Below are 18,696 nucleotides of genomic sequence, written 5' to 3'. Positions count from 1 at the left end.
TCGACGATCTTCAGCGCCGGGGGCGAGGACACCGTCGGCCGGCCCTTGGCCTCGTCCGTGGTGGCGGGCTTGGTCTCCGCTGCCGGCTTGGTATCCGTCTTGGATGCTGCTTTCAATTTCGCGTCCACCTTTGCCGTCATTCCACTCTTCGATTCCGCTGCGGGCTTGGCCGGCGGCGGGGACTTGGCTGGCGTCCCGGCCGCGGCAGCCGGTATGTCGGGGTTTGCCGCCGACTTGGGCGGCGCCGCCTTCCTGGCCGGGGCGGGCGCCGGCTTTGCCTTGGCTGCGGCCGCTGCCGGATCTTCGCCGGCGGCACCCGCTTCCATGGGGGCGGTCTTGGCCGTCTTGGCCGATGGCACCTTGGCGGGCGCGGCCTTGGCGGGCGACTTGACCGTCGCCACGACTTCGCTCTTCTTCGCCACGGCTGCGACCTTCCTCGGAGTTTCGGCCGCCGCTGCGGCTCTGGCCTTTGGCCTGGATGCTGCGATCACACTGCCGCCGCGCTGCGGCTCGGCCCGGGCTGCAGGCGGGGGCTGCATCGCCGGCGTCTCGGAACTCTGGGCGGATTTCTTCATCTTGCCTTCGGACCTGACAAAGATCAGGCGGCCGCTTCGGGCGCGACGGCGGGTCCGGTGGCACGCACCGTCCTGGCCGGAAGACGCAGAACGAGGCCCGCGGGCGACCCTCAGGAAGCCGCTGACCCCATTGCACCCTCCGGTAGTCCGGTCACCCGTGCTACGCAGACGAGCCGGCGCGGCCCAATGACCGCCCCTAGAACCCGGAGGGACAATATCAGAAAATCGTCACGAAATATAGGGGCGAATCCGGCGCCCCCGCCGCGCGCTCAGCGTTTGCCCGGTTCCTGGCTGAAGAACTGGGTGAACTTGTCGGGAACGCCCTTGAAGGAATCGGCATCTTCGGGGGCATCGAACTTGCGCGTGATGTTCGGCCACTGGGTCGAATAGTCTCTGTTGAGCTGGAGCCACTTCTCGGCCTGGCCGTCGCTGTCGGGGATGATCGCCTCGGCCGGGCATTCCGGCTCGCACACCCCGCAGTCGATGCATTCGTCGGGGTGAATGACGAGCATGTTCTCGCCTTCATAGAAGCAGTCGACCGGGCACACCTCGACGCAGTCCATGTACTTGCACCGGATGCAGGCTTCGGTGACGACGTAGGTCATTTTCAGATGGTCTCCGGAACGGCGCGGGGCAAAAGGCCCGGTCTGTGCAGGAAGAGTGGGGGCGCGCGCCTTTGGCCGGTTGCTAACACGCGCCCCCGAACGGCTTCAACCCCGCACGAATTCGGGCTTTCCGATACTTAATCTATGGTCAGGCGATAGTCCGGCTCAACGCTTCGGCCCCGCTTAGCGCTTCGGCCACGCCTTAGCGCTTCGGCAGGTCGTCGCCGCCCAGCCACATGCGGTTCCAGGTCGGCGCCATCAGGATTTCATGGACGCAGGCGTGCGGCGGCATCTCGGCCACGAAGCGGATGGTCCGGCCCAGATCCTCGGGCTTCAGCATCCGCGCCATCTCCTCGGCGCTGGGCGGCACCGGGCGCTTCTGCATGATCGGCGTCGCCACCTCGCCCGGGCAGATGACGGTGCCGCGGATGCCGTTCACGCATTCCTCGATGTTGAGCGACATGGTCATCGAGACGAGGCCGTGCTTGGTCGCGTTGTAGGCGGGCCCGGTCAGCAGCGTGTCGAACTTGCCGGCCCAGGACGCGATGTTGATGACGAGCCCGTCGCGCCTTGCGCGCATGCCCGGCAGGACCGCCTGGGTGCAGTAGAGCGGCCCGTTCAGGTTGACGCCGACGACGAAGTTCCAGTCGGCCGGCGTCATGTTCTTCCAGTAGCGGTTGGGCGCGTTGCTGCCGGCATTGTTGACCAGGATGTCGACCCGGCCGTGGCGGTCGGCGATGCCGGCGGCCGCCGCCTGCACCGCGTCCGCATTGGTGACGTCGAGCGCCAGCGTCTCGGCCCGGCCGCCGGCCGCCGCGATGGCCGCCACCGCCTCGTCCAGCGGGCCGGCGCGCCGGCCCGACAGCACGACCGTGGCCCCTGCCTCGGCCAGCGCGTGCGCCCCGGCCAGGCCGATCCCCGACCCGGCGCCGGTGATCCAGGCGATCTTCCCCGCAAGCGTTCCCATGCTTCCCCCCTCCGGGGCCTTCAGCCCCAATCGTCCGGCACCGGCACGGTGCCGAGATCCTCGTACAATCCCTGGGCCTCGGGCGCCGGCCCGCGGCGCGTGCCCAGCGCCAGCACCCGCACCCGCCGCTGCGACCGGCCGATGGTCACCGCCACCAGGTTGCCGGCCCGGATCGTGCGCGCCGGCCGGCGCGCGACCGCGCCGTCGACCGCGACGAACCCCTCCTCGCACAGGCGCGCGGCCAGCGACCGGCTCTTGCACAGGCGCGCGAAGAAGAGCCAGCGGTCGAGCCGCCCCGCCTCCCCGGCCTCGTCCACCATCGTCAGGCCCGGCCCACGATGCGCAAGGCCCCAAGCGCCGCGAACAGGCCATCCGGCTCCGGGGGAGGCTGCGGCGGCAGGGCCGGCCGGCCGCCGCGGCGACGGGAAACCGGCACGAAGGTTGTCGCCGTGCCCTCGACGATCATGCGATAGCCGAGCGCCACCAACATGCCCGGCAGGTCGGCCAGCCGCGCATCCGCCAGGCTGGCTATCTCGGGCGTGGCGGCGAAGGGGCCGCCACGGGCCAGGCGGCGGGCGGCGGCCGACAGCGCCTCCAGCCGGTCGACCCGCAGCGCCCGCGGGCCCAGCAGCGGATAGCCGATGGCCCGATAGAAGTCGGGCGAAACGCCCGCTTCACCGGGCACGCCCAGGCGGCCCGGATGGGGGATGGGGGCCGCCCCCGGCTCCTCTGCCGCCGCCATCCACAGGATGGCGCGCAGCGCGACCGCGGCCGGCCGCAGCAGCGGCGCCAGATAGACCCATTCCGCCCCGAAGCGCACCCCGGCCCGCGTCAGGACCGCCCGGTCGGCCGGCGACAGGGCCGCCAGTTGCGGCTCGGCGCCAGCCCGGTGCAGGCAGCCCTGCGCCTCGGCCAGTTGGAAGGCCAGGCCCCGGCCGGGCCCGTCCAGCGCCAGCCGCTCCAGCCGGAACAGCGGCGCCAGGGTCGCCGCCACCTCGGCCTCGACGCGGGCCGCCAGCCGCCGGCGCAGCGCCTCGCGCAGGGGCGCGGTCAGGAACTCGCTGTCATGGACCAGCACGGCGGGGGCGAGGAACGTGGCGCCGGCGGCCAGGCGCGCGATCGGCGCCCCTTCCCAGGCGATCGTGCCATCGGGGGCCAGGCGGAAGGCGTCGTCGGGATCGGCCGCAGCCCGGCGGACGCGCAGCGCGATGTCGGCCGGCAGCACGCGGCGGGCGGCCGCCAGCAGCGGGCGCGCCTCCTCCTCGCCCAGCGCGTCCGGGCGGAAGCCGAATCCGTCGATGCGGCCGACCGGGTGGCCCTCGACCATGACCGTGCCGTCGCGCGCGACGGCCGCCAGCAGGTCGTCGTCGGTCGCCAGCCGGCGCACCAGCATCGCCGCCCGGCGGTCGACGAAGCGCTGGGTCAGCCGGTCGTGCAGGGCATCCGACAGCTTGTCCTCGATCGTGCGCGCCCGGTCCTGCCAGTGGGCGGCATCGCCGATCCAGTCGCCGCGATGGGTGATGTAGGTCCAGGTGCGGACATGGGCGATGCGCGCCACCAGCGTGTCGATGTCGCCGTCGCTGCGGTCCATGCGCGCCAGGTGGCCCGCCACCCACGCCTCCGGCAGGCGCCCGCTGCCGCCCGACAGGTGGCGATAGATCTGCGCCAGCAGGCGGGTGTGGGTGTCGCTCATCGTCTTGCGGAAGTCCGGCACCTGGCACACCTCCCACAGGCGGCGGACGCCGTCGGGCGTGCGGGCACGCTGAACGATGTCGGGCATGCGGCGCAGGGCGGCCAGCACGCGCTCGTCGTCGGCCTCGCGGGCGCGGACCAGCAGGCCCGACGGCGGGCGCTGGTCCAGACTGGCGACCAGCCGGTCGAGCGAGCGCATGTCGAGGCGGGAATTGCGCCAGAAGACGCCGTTGACCGGGTCGAAGCGGTGGTTCTCCACCGCCTCGACAATTTCGGGCTCCATCGGGCCGATGTCGGCGGTGGTGCCGAACGTGCCGTCGCTCATGTGGCGGCCGGCGCGGCCGGCGATCTGGCCGATCTCGGCCGCGGTCAGCCGGCGCGGCGCCCGGCCGTCGAACTTGGCCAGGCGCGCGAAGGCGACATGGTCGACATCCATGTTGAGGCCCATGCCGATGGCGTCCGTCGCCACCAGGTAGTCGACCTCGCCCGCCTGGTACATGCCGACCTGGGCGTTGCGCGCCCGCGGGCTGAGCGCGCCCAGCACGACGGCGGTGCCACCGCGCTGCCGGCGCACCAACTCGGCGATCTCGAAAACGTCGGAAACCGAGAAGGCGACGACGGCCGAGCGCGGCGGCAGCCGCGTCACCTTGCGCTCGCCGACATAGGAAAGGGTGGAGAAGCGGGGACGCTCGACGAACTCCGCCTCCGGCACCAGGCGGCGCACGATCGCCCGCATGGTGTCCGAGCCCAGCAGCATCGTCTCGGACTGGCCACGGGCGTGGAGCAGGCGGGCGGTGAAGATGTGGCCGCGCTCCGGGTCGGCCGCCAGCTGCACCTCGTCGATCGCCAGGAAATCGACCATCCGGTCGAGCGGCATCGATTCGACGGTGCAGACGAAGTAGCGCGGGTTGGCGGGGATGATCTTTTCCTCGCCCGTCACCAGGGCGACGGCGGCCGCCCCCCGCAGGCGGACGATGCGGTCGTAGTTCTCGCGCGCGAGCAGGCGCAGCGGAAAGCCGATCATGCCCGTCGCATGCCCCAGCATGCGCTCGATCGCGAGATGCGTCTTGCCCGTATTGGTCGGCCCTAGGACGGCGACGACGCGGGAATGCGCGCGGGGCAGCATGGAAGCAAAGGTCGCCCGTCAGGTGCCCGATGACAAGGGGCAGGGTCGACGGAGGGCCGCCGGGCGAGATCGCCCTTGCGCCGCCGCCCGGTGCGGCCCATATCGCGGCCCGGGTCACCAGAACCAGCGGACGGCCGTACGCATGAGCGAGGAACAGCTTTCTTTTCAGGCGGAAACCAGCCGCCTGCTCGAGATCGTCGCCCACTCCCTCTATTCCAACCGCGACGTCTTCCTGCGCGAGCTGGTGTCGAACGCGTCGGATGCCTGCGACAAGTTGCGCTACCTGGCGCTGACCGACCCGACGCTGGCCGGCGACACGCCCTATGCCGTGACGATCACGCCGGACAAGGCCGCGCGCACGCTGACCATCGCCGATACCGGCATCGGCATGAATCGCGACGAGCTGGTGGAGAATCTCGGCACCATCGCGCGCTCGGGCACGGCCGCCTTCCTGTCGCAGATGGAAAAGCAGGCGGAAGGTGGCGGCACCAGCCTGATCGGCCAGTTCGGCGTCGGCTTCTATTCCGCCTTCATGGTGGCCGACCGGGTAGAGGTGCGCTCGCGCAAGGCGGGCGAGGCCGGCGGCTGGTCCTGGTCGTCGGACGGCAAGGGCCGCTTCACCATCGCCGAGAGCGCGGACGCGCCGGAGCGCGGCACGGTCATCACCCTGCATATCAAGGAAGACGCGGCCGAGTATCTGGAGCCGGCCCGCATCCGCGAGATCGTGCGCACCCATTCCGACCATATCGCCCTGCCGATCCGCCTGGTCGACGGCGGCAAGGAAGAGCAGATCAACGCCGCGTCGGCGCTATGGACCCGGCCCAAGGCCGAGGTGACGGCCGAGCAGTACAAGGAATTCTACCACCATGTCGGGCGGGCCTTCGACGACCCCTGGCTGACCATCCACGGCCGGGCCGAGGGCATGCTGGAATATTCCAGCCTGCTGTTCGTGCCCTCGACCCGGCCGTTCGACCTGTTCCACCCTGAGCGCCAAGTGCAGGTGAAGCTCTATGTCCGGCGCGTGTTCGTCACCGATTCGTGCGCCGAGCTGCTGCCGTCCTGGCTGCGCTTCGTGCGCGGCATGGTCGACAGCGAGGACCTGCCGCTCAACATCAGCCGCGAGATGCTGCAGACCAACCCGGTGCTGCGCCGCATCCGGCAGGGGCTGGTGAAGCGCATCCTGGGCGAGCTGGCACGCAAGGCGACCGACGCGCCCGAGGAATACGCCACCTTCTGGGGCAATTTCGGCGCCGTCGTGAAGGAGGGCCTATACGAGGATGCCGAGCATCGCGACGCCCTGCTGGGGCTGGCGCGCTTCCGCTCGACGGCGGGCGATGGGCTGGTGTCGCTGGCCGAATATGCGGGCCGCATGCGGCCGGGGCAGGAGGCGATCTACACCATCCATGGCGACGATGCCGGCCAGCTTGCCCGCAGCCCACAGATCGAGGGCTTCCGCGCCAAGGGCGTGGAGGTGCTGCTGCTGACCGACCCAATCGACGAGTTTTGGACGGGCGCGGTCGGCCGCCATGACGGCAAGCCCTTCCGCTCCGTCACCCGGGGCGGCGCCGACCTGGCGAAGATCGAGGCGCCCGAGGGGGCGGAAAAGCCCGAGCCCAAGGGAGACCGGCCGATCGACGGCCTGCTGAGCCTGTTCAAGGTGGCGCTGGGCGACGCGGTCAAGGACGTGCGCGCGTCCGAGCGCCTGACCGACAGCCCCGTCTGCCTCGTCGCCGACGACGGCGACATGGACATGCACCTGGAACGCATGCTGCGCGCGGCCCGCCAGCTCGACCAGGCGTCGCCCCGCATCCTCGAGATTAACCCGACCCATCCGCTGATCCAGGGCCTGGCCCTGCGGGCGGCCGAACCCGGCACGTCGGAGGAGCTGGGCGAGGTCGCCCACCTGCTGCTCGACCAGGCCCGCATCCTGGAGGGCGAGCCGCCGGCCGATCCCAACGCCTTCTCGCGCCGGCTGGCCGGCGCGCTCGCCCGCAACCTCGCCGCCTGAGCCGGCGGCCGCGCCGGTGACGACGAGCGCCGCGCCGGCCCCGGCCGGCCCGCGCCGGATCATCGTCTCGGGCGCGGATGCGCGCTACTTCCCCCTCCTGCGCGGCCTGCTGCGGTCGCTGCAGGCCCACGGGCTGACCGCCGGCACGGCCTTCGGCGTGCTGGATGCGGGGCTGCTGCCGGCCCAGCGGCAATGGCTGGCAGCCGCGGGCGCCATCGTCGTCGACGCCATCTGGGGCTTCGATTTCCCGCTCGCCCGCGAGATCGAGGCGGCCCGCCCCGGCATCAAGGTGATGACGTCGCGCCCGCTGCTGCCGACGCTGTTCCCCGGCTTCGACACGATCCTGTGGCTCGATGCCGACACCTGGGTGCAGACGCCCGACGCCGTGGAGCTGCTGTTCCGCACCGCCGAGGGCGGCACCCTGGCCGCCGTGATGGAGTTCGACCGGTCCTATGCCGAGCTGCGGCAGGGCCGGCCCTACTGGGACCGGCTGCATGGCTGGTACGAAGGCCTCGTCGGCGCGGCCATCGCCCAGCGCATGATGTGCCGGCCCACGATCAATACCGGTGTGCTGGCCCTGCGGGCCGACGCCCCCCACTGGGCGCGCTGGAGCCGGATCCTGCAGAACTGGTATCGCCGCCAGAAGGTCGGCTCGCCGGCCATCTTCCTGCTGGAGCAGTTCGCGCTGAATGGCGTCGTCCATGTCGACGGGCTGGCCTTCACGCCGCTGCCGACGCGCTGCAACTGGCTGTGCCACATGGCCGTGCCGGCCTGGGACCCGGATGCAGGCCTGCTGTGCGACCCGCTGCCGCCGCACGATCGGCTCGGCATCGTCCATGTCTGCGACTGGACCAAGCTGGACGCGCTGACGATCCCCGGCTGCGACGGCACGAGCCGGCGCCTGTGGCTGACCTTCCCGCCGCGCCCGGCGGAGCCGCCCATCCCGGTCGATCCTCCCGCCGCAGGCGTCTAGCCGCGCGTCGCAGGCATCTGGCCGCGCGCCGCGGCACCCGCGGCTGTTGCGCGGCCGGAATGCCCCCCCTATGTTCCGGCCAAATGACCGACCTACGCCACATCCGGAATTTCTCGATCATCGCCCACATCGACCATGGGAAGTCCACCCTGGCCGACCGGCTGATCCAAATGTGCGGCGCGCTGGAAGCGCGGGAGATGCGCGAGCAGATCCTCGATTCGATGGATATCGAACGCGAGCGCGGCATCACCATCAAAGCGCAGACGGTGCGCCTGACCTATATCGCCAAGGACGGCGAGACCTATCAGTTGAACCTGATGGACACGCCCGGCCATGTCGACTTCGCCTATGAGGTGTCGCGCTCGCTGGCGGCCTGCGAGGGCTCGCTGCTGGTGGTCGACGCCACGCAAGGGGTCGAGGCGCAGACGCTGGCCAACGTCTACCAGGCGATCGACGCCCATCACGAGATCGTCCCCGTCCTCAACAAGATCGACCTGCCCGCGGCCGAGGTCGACCGCGTGAAGCAGCAGATCGAGGACGTGATCGGGCTCGACGCCTCGGACGCGGTACCGATCTCGGCCAAGACCGGGCTCGGCATCGGCGACGTGCTGGAGGCCCTCGTCCATCGCCTGCCGCCGCCCACGGGCGACGCCGACGCGCCGCTGAAGGCCCTGCTGGTCGATAGCTGGTACGACCCCTATCTGGGCGTCGTCACGCTGGTGCGGGTGAAGGACGGGGTGCTGAAGCACGGCGTCAAGATCCGCATGATGGCGACGGGCGCCACCCACCAGGTGGAGCGGGTCGGCGTCTTCACGCCCAAGCCGCAGAACGTGCCGCAGTTGGGCCCGGGCGAGATCGGCTTCATCATCGCCAACGTGAAGGCCGTGGCCGACACCAATGTCGGCGACACCATCACCGAGGAGCGCCGGCCGGCAGCCGAGCCCCTGCCCGGCTTCAAGCCCAGCGTGCCGGTCGTCTTCTGCGGGCTCTTCCCGATCGACGCGGCCGACTATGAGCGCCTGCGCGAGAGCCTGTCGAAGCTGCGCCTGAACGACGCCAGCTTCCATTTCGAGGCGGAGACGTCGGCGGCACTGGGCTTCGGCTTCCGCTGCGGCTTCCTCGGCCTCCTGCACCTGGAGATCATCCAGGAGCGGCTGGAGCGGGAATTCGACCTCGACCTGATCACCACGGCGCCGTCGGTCGTCTACCGCGTCCACCTGACCAACGGCGAGCTGAAGGAGCTGCACAACCCGGCCGACATGCCGGACGTGATGCGGATCAAGGAGATCGAGGAGCCGTGGATCAAGGCCACGATCTTCGTGCCGGACGAGTATCTCGGCACCATCCTGAAGCTGTGCCAGGACCGCCGCGGCATCCAGCAGGAGCTGACCTATGCCGGCCAGCGGGCGATGCTGGTCTATCGCCTGCCGCTGAACGAGGTGGTGTTCGACTTCTACGACCGGCTGAAGTCGGTCAGCCGGGGCTATGCCAGCTTCGACTACCAGATCGACGGCTACGAGCTGGGCGAGCTGGTGAAGATGAGCATCCTGGTGAATGCCGAGCCGGTCGATGCGTTGTCGATCATCGTCCATCGCGGCCAAGCCGAGGCGCGCGGGCGGGCACTCTGCGAGCGGCTGAAGGAACTGATCCCGCGCCAGCTCTTCAAGATCGCCATCCAGGCGGCGATCGGCGGCAAGGTGATCGCCCGCGAAACGGTGTCGGCCTTGCGCAAGGACGTGACCGCCAAGTGCTATGGCGGCGACATCAGCCGCAAGCGCAAGCTCCTGGACAAGCAGAAGGAAGGCAAGAAGCGCATGCGCCAGTTCGGCGAGGTGGAAATCCCGCAGTCCGCCTTCCTGGCCGCCCTCAAGATGGGCGACAACTGACGGCTGTTGCCATTACGCCACTGTGGCTGAAACGCCACGGCAGCGGCCGTATTGCGGCTGCCGCTTCAGCGGAAGGCGCCGCGCCGGGGGCGGCGGCGGCGAAAGAGCAGGACGAGGAGCAGGCCGACGGCACCCAGCAAGGCGGCGGCCGGCTGGCGAAGCGCCGGCGCCACGGCCGCCGTCCAGGCCTCGGGATAAAACGGCAGGATGGGTCGCTGCGCCGTCGGTTGCAGCATTAGCAGGCTTTCCTGGTGCAGTTGGGTCCACAGATCGCCGGCGGCGATGAAGTTCCAGGCACCGCGATACCAGAAGTCCATCAGGTCGCGCCCGAGCACGACAATGGCAGCGGCGACCAGCAACCAGCCGAGAATACGTCCCAGGATCACCGCCCAACCCCATGAAATGGAAGTCGGCCCCAGCCGCGGAGGCGACGAGCGAACTTTACCGCTGGTGCGTTTTGGACTAAAGAAACAATTGGCGCTTCGTCCTGGGGAAGGGTGGCGGCGCACGACCGGCGCGCTTTTCCGGCGTGCCGCGTGCCCGGGCAAGGCGAAGCAGGGACCAATTAGGAGGTTTGAGAGACCATGAAGGCTCCGATTTTCGCCGCCGCCCTCGCCGCGGCCGTCGCCCTGCCGATGGCCGCCAACGCGGTCGTCGTTGTGAACGCCACGGGTGCTCCCGGCACCGTCCAGATCTTCTATCCGTCCAATCAGGCTTTCCAGAAGCAGTACACGCTGGGCGCCCAGTCCTACATGGACATCTCGGGCGCGGCCTGCTCCGAGGCGCGCACCTGCCGCATCTGGATCATGGCCCCGGCCGGCATGCGCCAGTGCGTGGTCGACGTGACCAACAACGCCGCGACCGTCACCGCGCGCGGCCAGGGCGTCTGCGAAGTGAAGTGATCGAGGATCGCCTGGGCCCTGTCGCCCGGCGATCCGACGAGAAGAGGCGGCGGCCCCCCACGGGGTCGCCGCTTTTTTTGTGCCCGCTCGACCATGGCGGAATCGTTGCACCCGGCCCCCGCACAGGGTAGAAACCGCCCCTCCGGAGGGGTGGCCGAGCGGTTGAAGGCGCACGCCTGGAAAGTGTGTATACGGGAGACCGTATCGCGGGTTCGAATCCCGCTCCCTCCGCCATAGATTTCGCTTAACATGAAGCAATGGTGACCGACCTCTTTAGTGATCGGGAGGCGCTAGCCGCGCTCTGCCGCCGCCGGCACATCCGCCGGCTGTCGCTGTTCGGGTCGACGGCGAAGGGCACGCAGCGGCCCGACAGTGACGTCGACCTCCTCGTCGAGTTCGAGTCGGGGCGGGAACCCGGCCTGCTGGCGCTGGCTGCAATCGCCGAAGAGCTTTCGTCGTTGGTTGAAGGTCGCACGGTCGACCTGCGCACGGCCGATGACCTGAGCCGCCATTTCCGTAGCGAGGTCATTGCAGCGGCACAGGTCCAGTATGCAGCCTGACGACGCGATCCGGATTCGCCACATGGTCGAGGCGGCCGATGCCGCCCTGCGCTTCGTCGATGGCCGGCAGGCGACGGAGCTCGACCGGGACCAGATGCTATTGTTCGCTCTGGTGCGGGCGATCGAGATCATCGGCGAGGCGGCATCGCGGGTGTCCGCGGAATCGCGGGCCGCTTGTCCGGGCGTGCCATGGCCGGCCGTCGTGGCAATGCGCAACCGTTTGGTCCACGCCTATTTCGACATCGACCGCCGCATCCTATGGAAGACGGCGACCGAAGAGATCCCCCAGCTTCGCGTTCAGTTGCTGACGTTCCTGCCGGAGGAGTGACAGGCACACCTGGAAAGTTACGCCGACGGCCCACCCGAGAGGGCCCTACCAGTCGGTTGCTGTCGAATGCTACCGGCCCGCCCCGCACTCGGTGGTCGACGTCCAACAACCCGCATCGCCAAGGATAACCTTCTTGGCAATTGCAGCTACGCGCCACCCAAGAGGCGCCGCAGCCACCCCCGCAGCGGCCTGTCGGGCGCGGCCGGGGGCATTGCGGCGGGCGCGGGCGCATCCGGGCCCGCATGCAGTTCGGGGGCGAAGCCACCGGAGCGGCGGGGACCGCGCTCCACGGCGGGCGGGCCGTCGACCTCGGTCCGGCCGCGATAGATCGCGGGGCGGGTCTTCGGATGCATAGGCCCGTAGATGTCGTCGATCGGCCATTTCTGGCAGACGAAGACGTCCTGGTAGTTGCCGAGCCCCTTCTCGGCGATGCCGATGGTCGTCAGCGAGGGGTCGGCGTCGATCGCCTGCTGCACCCAGCCGATGCTGGTGAGCGACACGCCGTAGCCCGGCGTCGCCGCATAGTCGCGATAGCCGAAGCCGCAGTCGCGATAGCCCGCCTCGATCGCCTGCCAGGCGACAGGGTCGGTGAAGGGCAGCACGGTGCGGTGAAAGGTGATGCACCAGCGGCCGTGGGTGGTGAAGACCAGCAGCCCGTCGCGCGCCAGATGCCGCGACATCATCCGCAGGAAGCGCCGGAACAGGTCCTGGTCGAGGTGGGTCAGCAGCGACCCGCAGTAAATGAGGTCGAAGCGGGCATCGCCGAGGTCGATGCGGTCCGGATCGGCATCGCCATAGACGGGTCTGGCGCCGAAGGTGCGGGCGCAGAAATCGACGCCGTCGCGGTCGATATCGCAGGCGGTGATCTCGGCCGCGGGAAAGGCCGCGCGCAGGCCGCGCAGCACCCGGCCATGGCCGCAGGGCAGGTCGAGGATGCGGCGGAACGTCGTCTTCTCGCCCAGGACCATCGCCTTGGCGATGCAGCGCAGGGCCTCTTCCGTCACCCAGAAATACTGCCGGGCCCAGTCGGTCTCGGGCAGCGTGTCGGCATCGAGCGCGTCCTGCGACAGCACCATCTGGTCATTGTCGGACACCGTGGTGACCATCGCCGCGCGATAGGTCCGCAGGATGTCGAGCGGCGTGCCGGTGGCGATGGGCATCATGAGACTTCGTGTTTGCCAAACGGGTTGAGGCTCCAAGAGCCCGGCCGGCCGCGATCGCTACCGGTCTTTGTATAATATCATCCTCTTTATATTAGTTTCATAGTCGCTGCACTTATTATTGCGCAAGTCGACCGACCTTGAGCAGCCACGCCCGCGCCGATATCGTCTCGCGACCCCATCCAGCCCCGCGCCGGGAGCACCGCCCCTGACCGACCATCACGACCATCCGGCCGATCGGCCCTGCTCCATCGCGGCCATGATCGCCGGCATCCGCCAGTTCAAGGCCCGCTTCTACGAGGCCGAGCCCGCGCGCATGCGCCTGCTGGTCGACGAAGGCCAGGCGCCGGCCGTCATGATGATCGCCTGCTCGGACTCGCGGGTCGACCCGACGCTGCTATCGGGTGCGGGGCCGGGCGAGCTCTTCGTCGTCCGCAACGTCGCCAACCTGGTGCCGCCATACCGGCCGGGCGGCGGACCGAACAGCGTGGGTGCGGCCATCGAATATGCCGTGGTCCACCTGAAGGTGGAGCATGTGGTGGTCTTCGGCCATGCCCATTGCGGGGGCATCAAGGCCATGCTGGACATGGCCGACGGCGGGGCGCCGCTGGGCGAATTCATCGGCGACTGGGTGCGCATGGCGCTCGACGCCGCCCGCCACCATGTCGCCGACGAAGGTGGCCGGCGCGCGGTGCCGGTAGCCCGGCTGAAGGCCGCGCCCTTCCTGGTGGAGCGCGCGGCGATCCAGCAGTCGCTGGCCAACCTGGCCGGCTATCCTTGGGTGGCCGACGCCGTCACCGAAGGCCGGCTGCGGCTGCAGGGCTGGTGGTACGACCTGGACAGCGGCGACCTGTGGACCACCCCCGCCGCCGATGCCGCCGGCCGCGGCGTGCTGCTGCCCGCCACCTGACGGCACCGTCCCCCGATAGGCCGGCATCCGGCTTGTCGGCCCGGCCGGCCGCGCCTATCGTCGCCGGCGCATATGGAACCCCCAAGGATGGCGACATGACACCCCCCGATCGTCTGCGTGCCCTGCTGGCCGAGCCCGCCTTCGTCGTCATGCCGGCCGTGTGGGACGGGCTGAGCGCCAAGCTGGCCGCCGGCGCCGGCTTCCAGACCGCCTTCCTGTCGGGGTCCTGCGTGGCCGCCAGCCGGCTCGGCGGACCGGACCTCGACCTCGTCTCGTTCGGCGAGATGTTCGATTCCTTCAACATGGTGCATGGCGCCGCCCCCGGCACGCTGGTGCTGGCCGACGGCGACCATGGCTATGGCAATGCCATGAACGTGCAGCGCACCGTGCGCGCCTATGGCCGCGCAGGGGCCGCCGCCGTGCTGATCGAGGACAAGATCACGCCGCGCGCGCTGACATCGGCCGGCAAGCCCTGCCTGCCGCGCGAGGAGGCGCGGATGAAGATCCGCGCGGCGATCGAGGCGGCCAAGGAGTCGGGCATCCTGGTGCTTGCCCGCACCGACTGCCGCCCGACCCAGGGCATCGACGAGGCCGTCGCCCGCATCGAGATGTATGTCGAGGAAGGGGCCGACATCCTGTTCCTCGATTCGCCCGAGAACGACGACGAGATCCGCCGCGCCGTGGCCGCCGCGGCGGGGCGCCCGTCCTTTGCCGTCCTGTCGCCGGGGGCACCGCGAGCGACGCCGACGATCGCCCAGGCGACCGCGCTCGGCTTCAAGATCGGCACCTTCCCGACCGGCATGCTGTCGCCGGCGATCGCCGGCATGAAGGCCGGCCTGGCCGCGCTGAACGCGGGCGAATCGGCCGCGGCCGGCGCCCTGCCGGGGCCGGAGCTGCGCACGACGCTGGGCTATCCCGCCTACGACGTCGACGCCAAGCCCTACATCGTCGCGGGCTAGACCATCCTTCGCGAACGCCGCGGCCCGGCATGAGCGGGGACGCAGCGCCGGCCTTCGACCTGGTGATCCTGGGGGCCGGCGCGGCCGGGCTGATGTGCGCCATCAGCGCCGGCCGCCGCGGCCGGCGGGTGCTGCTGCTCGACCATGCCGAGGCGCCGGGCAAGAAGATCCTGATTTCCGGCGGCGGGCGCTGCAACTTCACCAACCGTGACAGCGCGCCCGACCGCTTCCTGTCCGACAACCCGCATTTCTGCAAGTCGGCGCTGTCGCGCTACACCCAGCATGACTTCATCGCCATGGTCGATCGCCACGGCATCGCCCACCACGAGAAGACGCTGGGCCAGCTCTTCTGCGACGGGTCGGCGCGGGCGATCGTGGCCATGCTGCTGGCGGAATGCGGCGCGGCCGGCGTCGAGCTGCGCCTGGCCCACCGGATCGGCGCCGTGGAGCGGGACGACCGCTTCCGGGTGGAGACCGACCGGGGCAGCTTCACGGCCGATTCGGTCGTGCTGGCGACCGGCGGCCTGTCGATCCCGAAGATGGGGGCGACCGGCCTGGCCCACACCGTCGCCCGGCGATTCGGCTTGGCCCTCAGCGAGACCCGGCCGGGCTTGGTGCCGCTCACCTTCGCCGACGAGGAACTGGCGGCGATGCAGGCACTGAGCGGGGTATCCATCCCGGCCGTGGTCGCCCGCTGCGGCGCCGGGCGCTTCCGCGAGGCGCTGCTCTTCACCCATCGCGGCCTGTCGGGGCCGGCCATCCTGCAGATATCGTCCTATTGGCGGCCGGGCCAGGCGATCACCATCGACCTGCTGCCGGACATCGACGCGGCAGCCTTCCTGCTGGACCGCAAGCGCACGCGACCGCGGGCCGAGGGGCGGACGATCCTGGCCGAGGTGCTGCCGCAGCGGTTGGCGACGCAACTGGCCGACCGCTACCTGCCGGCACGCCCGATCGGCGAGGCCGGCGACCGTGAACTGCGGCGGCTGGCGGAGCGGTTGCAGGCCTGGCGGCTGACGCCCAGCGGATCGGAGGGCTATGCCAAGGCGGAGGTGACGCTGGGCGGCGTGGCCACCGCCGGCCTGTCGTCGAAGACGATGGAGGCCAAGGCCGTCCCCGGCCTCTTCTTCATCGGCGAGGCCGTCGATGTGACCGGGTGGCTGGGCGGTTACAATTTCCAGTGGGCCTGGTCGAGCGGCTGGGCCGCCGGCCAGGCGGCCTAGTAGCTGCGCTCCTGCTCCGACGCCAGGCGCGGCGGCTGGATCATGTTGGCGAGGCCGAAATCGGCGCGGCAGTTCGGCGTCTCCCACACCGTGACGCCGACCAGCTCGGCCCGGCCGGTGCTGCGCGCGGCGATCGCCGGCGACAGCCGCTCGAACCAGTGCCGCGCCAGGCATTCCGCGGTCGGCGGGAACGGCACGAGATAGAGCTTTTGCCCGAGGGCAGCGCCGGTGCGCTCGGCATAGCCGACGGCCGCGACCTCGCGCGTGGCATCGGCGACCCACGCCTCGCCATCGGCGGCGGCCGGCGCGAACAGGCCCAGCAACGCATTATCGTCGATCGCCACGATCAGCCCATGGTCGCAGGGGCCGTCGACGATGCGCACCATCTCGTCCTTCAGGAATCCGAAGTCCAGCACCATGCCGGACTGCTCGCCCTCGCGCACGAGTTCGCCCGACGCGGCCCGGCACGTCGCCTCGACCACGTAGCGATGACCATGCAGATGCCGGCATTTCGAGCCGTGGCTGGCGATGCGATGGCCGGCGTCGATCTCGATCCTGCGGGTTATGGCGAAGTCCATGTCCCTATCCGATTGTTGGCTTTTGCTGCTTGTTCTCGTAGGTCGGAATTCGAGCACACACCGGGACCCGCCTTCCCTGAACCAAAGTCGTAGGCTTTTTGTCGAGAGCCTTCGCCCGGCGATCATTTGGAGCGCCGGACGAGAGGGTGGCGGGAATTCTTATATCAGACCGTGATGGCGGGAAACCTGCCAAGTGTCCCCGCAGGCATCCTTCGACCCATAACAATCATCAATTCGGCCCGGACGGCAAGCGCCGGGCCGAAACGACGACGTAGGACGGAGATTCGGCCGGCCGGCCTATGCGTCGACCTTGGCCGCCTCGCGTGCTTCCTGCCAGCCCCGCGCGCTGGGATACTTGCCCGACGGCACGTCCGGCTTCAGCACGGTGCGGTCGCGCTGGCGCTGCTCCTGGGTCGCGGTCAGCTCCGCCAGGTAACGCGACGGCAGTTCCATGAAGGGCGTGCGGTTCTTGTCCTGCCAGTGCCGGCAGTCGATCTCGTTCATCCAGATCTGGTTGGGCTCGCGCGCGGGCCATTCGGGGACCCGCAGCCACAGGCGCAGCATGTGGCGACGCCGGGCCACCGGGTCATGATCCTCGTAGTCGGTCCGCGCATGCATGATGCTGCGATTGTTGAGGAACTGGATGTCCCCTTCCTCGAAGTTCATGTCGAGGAAGAACTCCTCGGAGCGCGCCAGCCGCTGCCATTCGTCATAGGCCTCGACCTCGAGCGGCGACATCGTCACGCCGCCATACTGCACGGCATAGCGGATGCAGCCCGACGCCAGGCAGGTGACGCGGCCGTCGCGCTGGCTGAGGAAGGGCAGGCGATGGTCGCTTTGCACCGGCATCAGCGAGTGCAGCGCGTCCATCTCGTGGTTGCGGTGGTAGTAGCCGCGATAGAGCGTCTCCAGCAGGTCCGGGCGGCTGTCGAGCATGGCGTTGTGCAGGGCGGCCACGCTGACGATGCGGCTGGCGCCGCCGGCCTTGGCGCTGCGCAGGCACATCAGCGCCACGATATCGCAGGCCGAGCCGTCGATATGGAAGTTCTGGCCGCCGCCGGCATTGTAGCCGCGCACCTTCTCGACCACGTCCGAGATGTCGATGACGCTGCCCAGGAGCTGGCCCTGCCAGGACTGGGATACCGGCTGGCCGAACTGCGCGCCCAGCCCGACATAGATCCGCGCCATGTCGTCGGCGGAATAGCGCTCGCGCGGGAAGCCGCGCATCAGCACCACGCCGCGCCCGTCCAGCAGCTCGCCGCGCAGGCGCCGCATGGTCGGCCCCATGGTCGGCAGGACGAAGGTGTCGGCCGTGATGTCGGGAATGTCGCGCTCGCCGCAGGCCTTCAGCGCGGCGTCGATCTCGGCCACCTCGGCATCGCTGAAGCGGTGCATCATCTCGGCCCGGTAGTCGACCTCCGGCCCTTTCCAGACCGCCTTGCCCTCAATCCTCGCCGGCATCATCGAACTGCTCCTCGCCCTGCTGACCGGACAAATTAATGCCGGAGGCACAAGGAGTTCCACGACTTTTCCACAAAACCCGTCCATCCCGGCGCGACCAGGGCAACGTGTCGCACTAGCGCCACGCAGCCAATTCCGTATTTTCAGTAATAACTGAAACTTCAGAACATCGAGCGGGCGCCATGAACCTGCCACCCCTGGTCCAGACCTTCGTGCTGCATTTCGGCGAGATGGGCAGCCGCTGGGGCATCAGCCGCACCGTCGGCCAGATGTACGCCGTGCTGTACCTGTCGCCCACGCCGCTGAATGCCGACCAGATCGTCGAGCGTCTGGGAGTCTCGCGCTCCAACGTCAGCATGGGGCTGAAGGAGTTGCAGGCCTGGAACCTCGTCCGCCTGCGCCACCTGCCGAACGACCGCCGCGACTATTTCTCCACGCCCGACGACCTGTGGGAGATCGTCCGCACGCTGGTCGAGGAGCGCAAGAAGCGCGAGATCGACCCGACGCTGACGATGCTGCGCGATGCCCTGATGCTGCAGCCGACCAGCGCGGAGGAGCGCCACGCCCAGGCGCGCATGGCCGAGACGCTGCACCTGATCGAACTGCTGACCCGCTGGTACGACGACGTCCGCCGGCTGGAGACCGAGCGCCTGGTGTCGCTGCTGACGCTGGGTGCCAGGGTCCAGAAGGCGCTGGAATTCAAGGACCGCGTGCTGCCCTTCGGCCGCCGCAGGGACGCCCGCCCGGGCGGCGCCGACGGCAAAGAGACGGAGGCCTAGAGCC

Annotated in this window: 18 protein-coding genes and 1 tRNA gene; 11 read left to right on the top strand and 8 right to left on the bottom strand. The window is 69.7% G+C overall.

Annotated elements, in window-relative coordinates:
• Nucleotides 1-844: 844 nt before the first annotated feature.
• The 4 genes from fdxA to STVA_RS00940 form a co-directional block, all read right to left on the bottom strand.
• Nucleotides 845-1,180, bottom strand: a complete 336-nt coding sequence (fdxA, locus tag STVA_RS00955) for a ferredoxin FdxA (RefSeq protein ID WP_123689964.1) — start codon at nt 1,178-1,180, stop codon at nt 845-847.
• 202 nt (nt 1,181-1,382) lie between these two features.
• The gene (locus tag STVA_RS00950) at nt 1,383-2,147 is read right to left on the bottom strand and encodes an SDR family oxidoreductase (protein WP_123689965.1); all 765 of its coding nucleotides are present in this window, start codon (nt 2,145-2,147) and stop codon (nt 1,383-1,385) included.
• Nucleotides 2,148-2,167: 20 nt separating this feature from the next.
• Nucleotides 2,168-2,467 carry an RNA-binding S4 domain-containing protein gene (locus STVA_RS00945; protein WP_123689966.1) on the bottom strand — a complete coding sequence of 100 codons (300 nt, stop codon included), beginning with the start codon at nt 2,465-2,467 and terminating at the stop codon, nt 2,168-2,170.
• A 2-nt stretch (nt 2,468-2,469) separates the two neighbouring features.
• Entirely contained in the window at nt 2,470-4,965 is a 2,496-nt protein-coding gene (locus STVA_RS00940) for a helicase-related protein (RefSeq protein ID WP_123689967.1), read from the bottom strand.
• A 142-nt stretch (nt 4,966-5,107) separates the two neighbouring features.
• On the opposite strand from STVA_RS00940, the gene htpG reads away from it, so the two are divergent.
• The 3 genes from htpG to lepA all read left to right on the top strand — a co-directional run bounded on the left by htpG (nt 5,108) and on the right by lepA (nt 9,832).
• On the top strand, nt 5,108-6,973 hold the full coding sequence (htpG, locus tag STVA_RS00935; protein WP_123689968.1) for a molecular chaperone HtpG: 1,866 nt from the start codon (nt 5,108-5,110) through the stop codon (nt 6,971-6,973).
• A 16-nt stretch (nt 6,974-6,989) separates the two neighbouring features.
• Nucleotides 6,990-7,946 (top strand): glycosyltransferase family protein, encoded by a 957-nt coding sequence (locus STVA_RS00930; protein ID WP_123689969.1) that lies wholly within the window; start codon nt 6,990-6,992, stop codon nt 7,944-7,946.
• Nucleotides 7,947-8,029: 83 nt separating this feature from the next.
• Nucleotides 8,030-9,832 carry a translation elongation factor 4 gene (lepA, locus tag STVA_RS00925; protein WP_123689970.1) on the top strand — a complete coding sequence of 601 codons (1,803 nt, stop codon included), beginning with the start codon at nt 8,030-8,032 and terminating at the stop codon, nt 9,830-9,832.
• 65 nt (nt 9,833-9,897) lie between these two features.
• Here lepA and STVA_RS00920 read toward each other — a convergent pair whose 3' ends face one another.
• Nucleotides 9,898-10,218 (bottom strand): hypothetical protein, encoded by a 321-nt coding sequence (locus tag STVA_RS00920; RefSeq protein WP_142235607.1) that lies wholly within the window; start codon nt 10,216-10,218, stop codon nt 9,898-9,900.
• 198 nt (nt 10,219-10,416) lie between these two features.
• Between STVA_RS00920 and STVA_RS00915 the strand changes: the two genes are divergently transcribed.
• From STVA_RS00915 to STVA_RS00900, 4 genes are all read left to right on the top strand, one after another.
• Nucleotides 10,417-10,734 (top strand): hypothetical protein, encoded by a 318-nt coding sequence (locus tag STVA_RS00915; RefSeq protein WP_123689972.1) that lies wholly within the window; start codon nt 10,417-10,419, stop codon nt 10,732-10,734.
• 144 nt (nt 10,735-10,878) lie between these two features.
• Nucleotides 10,879-10,968 (top strand) — tRNA-Ser (locus tag STVA_RS00910).
• Between the two features lie 23 nt (nt 10,969-10,991).
• Complete coding sequence (locus tag STVA_RS00905) at nt 10,992-11,294, top strand: nucleotidyltransferase family protein (RefSeq protein ID WP_123689973.1); 303 nt, start codon at nt 10,992-10,994, stop codon at nt 11,292-11,294.
• Entirely contained in the window at nt 11,284-11,622 is a 339-nt protein-coding gene (locus tag STVA_RS00900; protein WP_123689974.1) for a HepT-like ribonuclease domain-containing protein, read from the top strand. Before STVA_RS00905 ends, STVA_RS00900 begins: the two co-directional genes overlap by 11 nt.
• A gap of 146 nt (nt 11,623-11,768) precedes the next feature.
• Here the strand turns inward: STVA_RS00900 and STVA_RS00895 are convergent, their stop codons facing one another.
• Nucleotides 11,769-12,785: a class I SAM-dependent methyltransferase gene (locus STVA_RS00895; RefSeq protein WP_123689975.1), complete on the bottom strand. Its 1,017-nt coding sequence runs from the start codon at nt 12,783-12,785 to the stop codon at nt 11,769-11,771.
• Nucleotides 12,786-13,041: 256 nt separating this feature from the next.
• On the opposite strand from STVA_RS00895, the gene STVA_RS00890 reads away from it, so the two are divergent.
• From STVA_RS00890 to STVA_RS00880, 3 genes are all read left to right on the top strand, one after another.
• Nucleotides 13,042-13,692 (top strand): carbonic anhydrase, encoded by a 651-nt coding sequence (locus STVA_RS00890; RefSeq protein WP_123689976.1) that lies wholly within the window; start codon nt 13,042-13,044, stop codon nt 13,690-13,692.
• Nucleotides 13,693-13,787: 95 nt separating this feature from the next.
• On the top strand, nt 13,788-14,651 hold the full coding sequence (locus STVA_RS00885; protein ID WP_123691251.1) for an isocitrate lyase/PEP mutase family protein: 864 nt from the start codon (nt 13,788-13,790) through the stop codon (nt 14,649-14,651).
• A 29-nt stretch (nt 14,652-14,680) separates the two neighbouring features.
• A complete protein-coding gene (locus STVA_RS00880) occupies nt 14,681-15,874 on the top strand; it encodes a BaiN/RdsA family NAD(P)/FAD-dependent oxidoreductase (protein WP_123689977.1) in 1,194 nt (397 codons plus the stop codon).
• Here STVA_RS00880 and STVA_RS00875 read toward each other — a convergent pair.
• Complete coding sequence (locus STVA_RS00875) at nt 15,871-16,452, bottom strand: 6-carboxytetrahydropterin synthase (protein WP_123689978.1); 582 nt, start codon at nt 16,450-16,452, stop codon at nt 15,871-15,873. The genes STVA_RS00880 and STVA_RS00875 overlap by 4 nt on opposite strands.
• A 297-nt stretch (nt 16,453-16,749) precedes the next feature.
• Nucleotides 16,750-17,916 carry a TauD/TfdA family dioxygenase gene (locus STVA_RS00870; RefSeq protein WP_170221586.1) on the bottom strand — a complete coding sequence of 389 codons (1,167 nt, stop codon included), beginning with the start codon at nt 17,914-17,916 and terminating at the stop codon, nt 16,750-16,752.
• A gap of 179 nt (nt 17,917-18,095) precedes the next feature.
• Between STVA_RS00870 and STVA_RS00865 the strand changes: the two genes are divergently transcribed.
• Complete coding sequence (locus STVA_RS00865) at nt 18,096-18,692, top strand: GbsR/MarR family transcriptional regulator (RefSeq protein ID WP_123689980.1); 597 nt, start codon at nt 18,096-18,098, stop codon at nt 18,690-18,692.
• Nucleotides 18,693-18,696: the final 4 nt, after the last annotated feature.

The organism is Stella humosa, from assembly GCF_006738645.1.
Lineage (GTDB): Bacteria > Pseudomonadota > Alphaproteobacteria > ATCC43930 > Allostellaceae > Allostella > Allostella humosa.
This window is presented reverse-complemented; position numbering and strand designations above follow the sequence as displayed.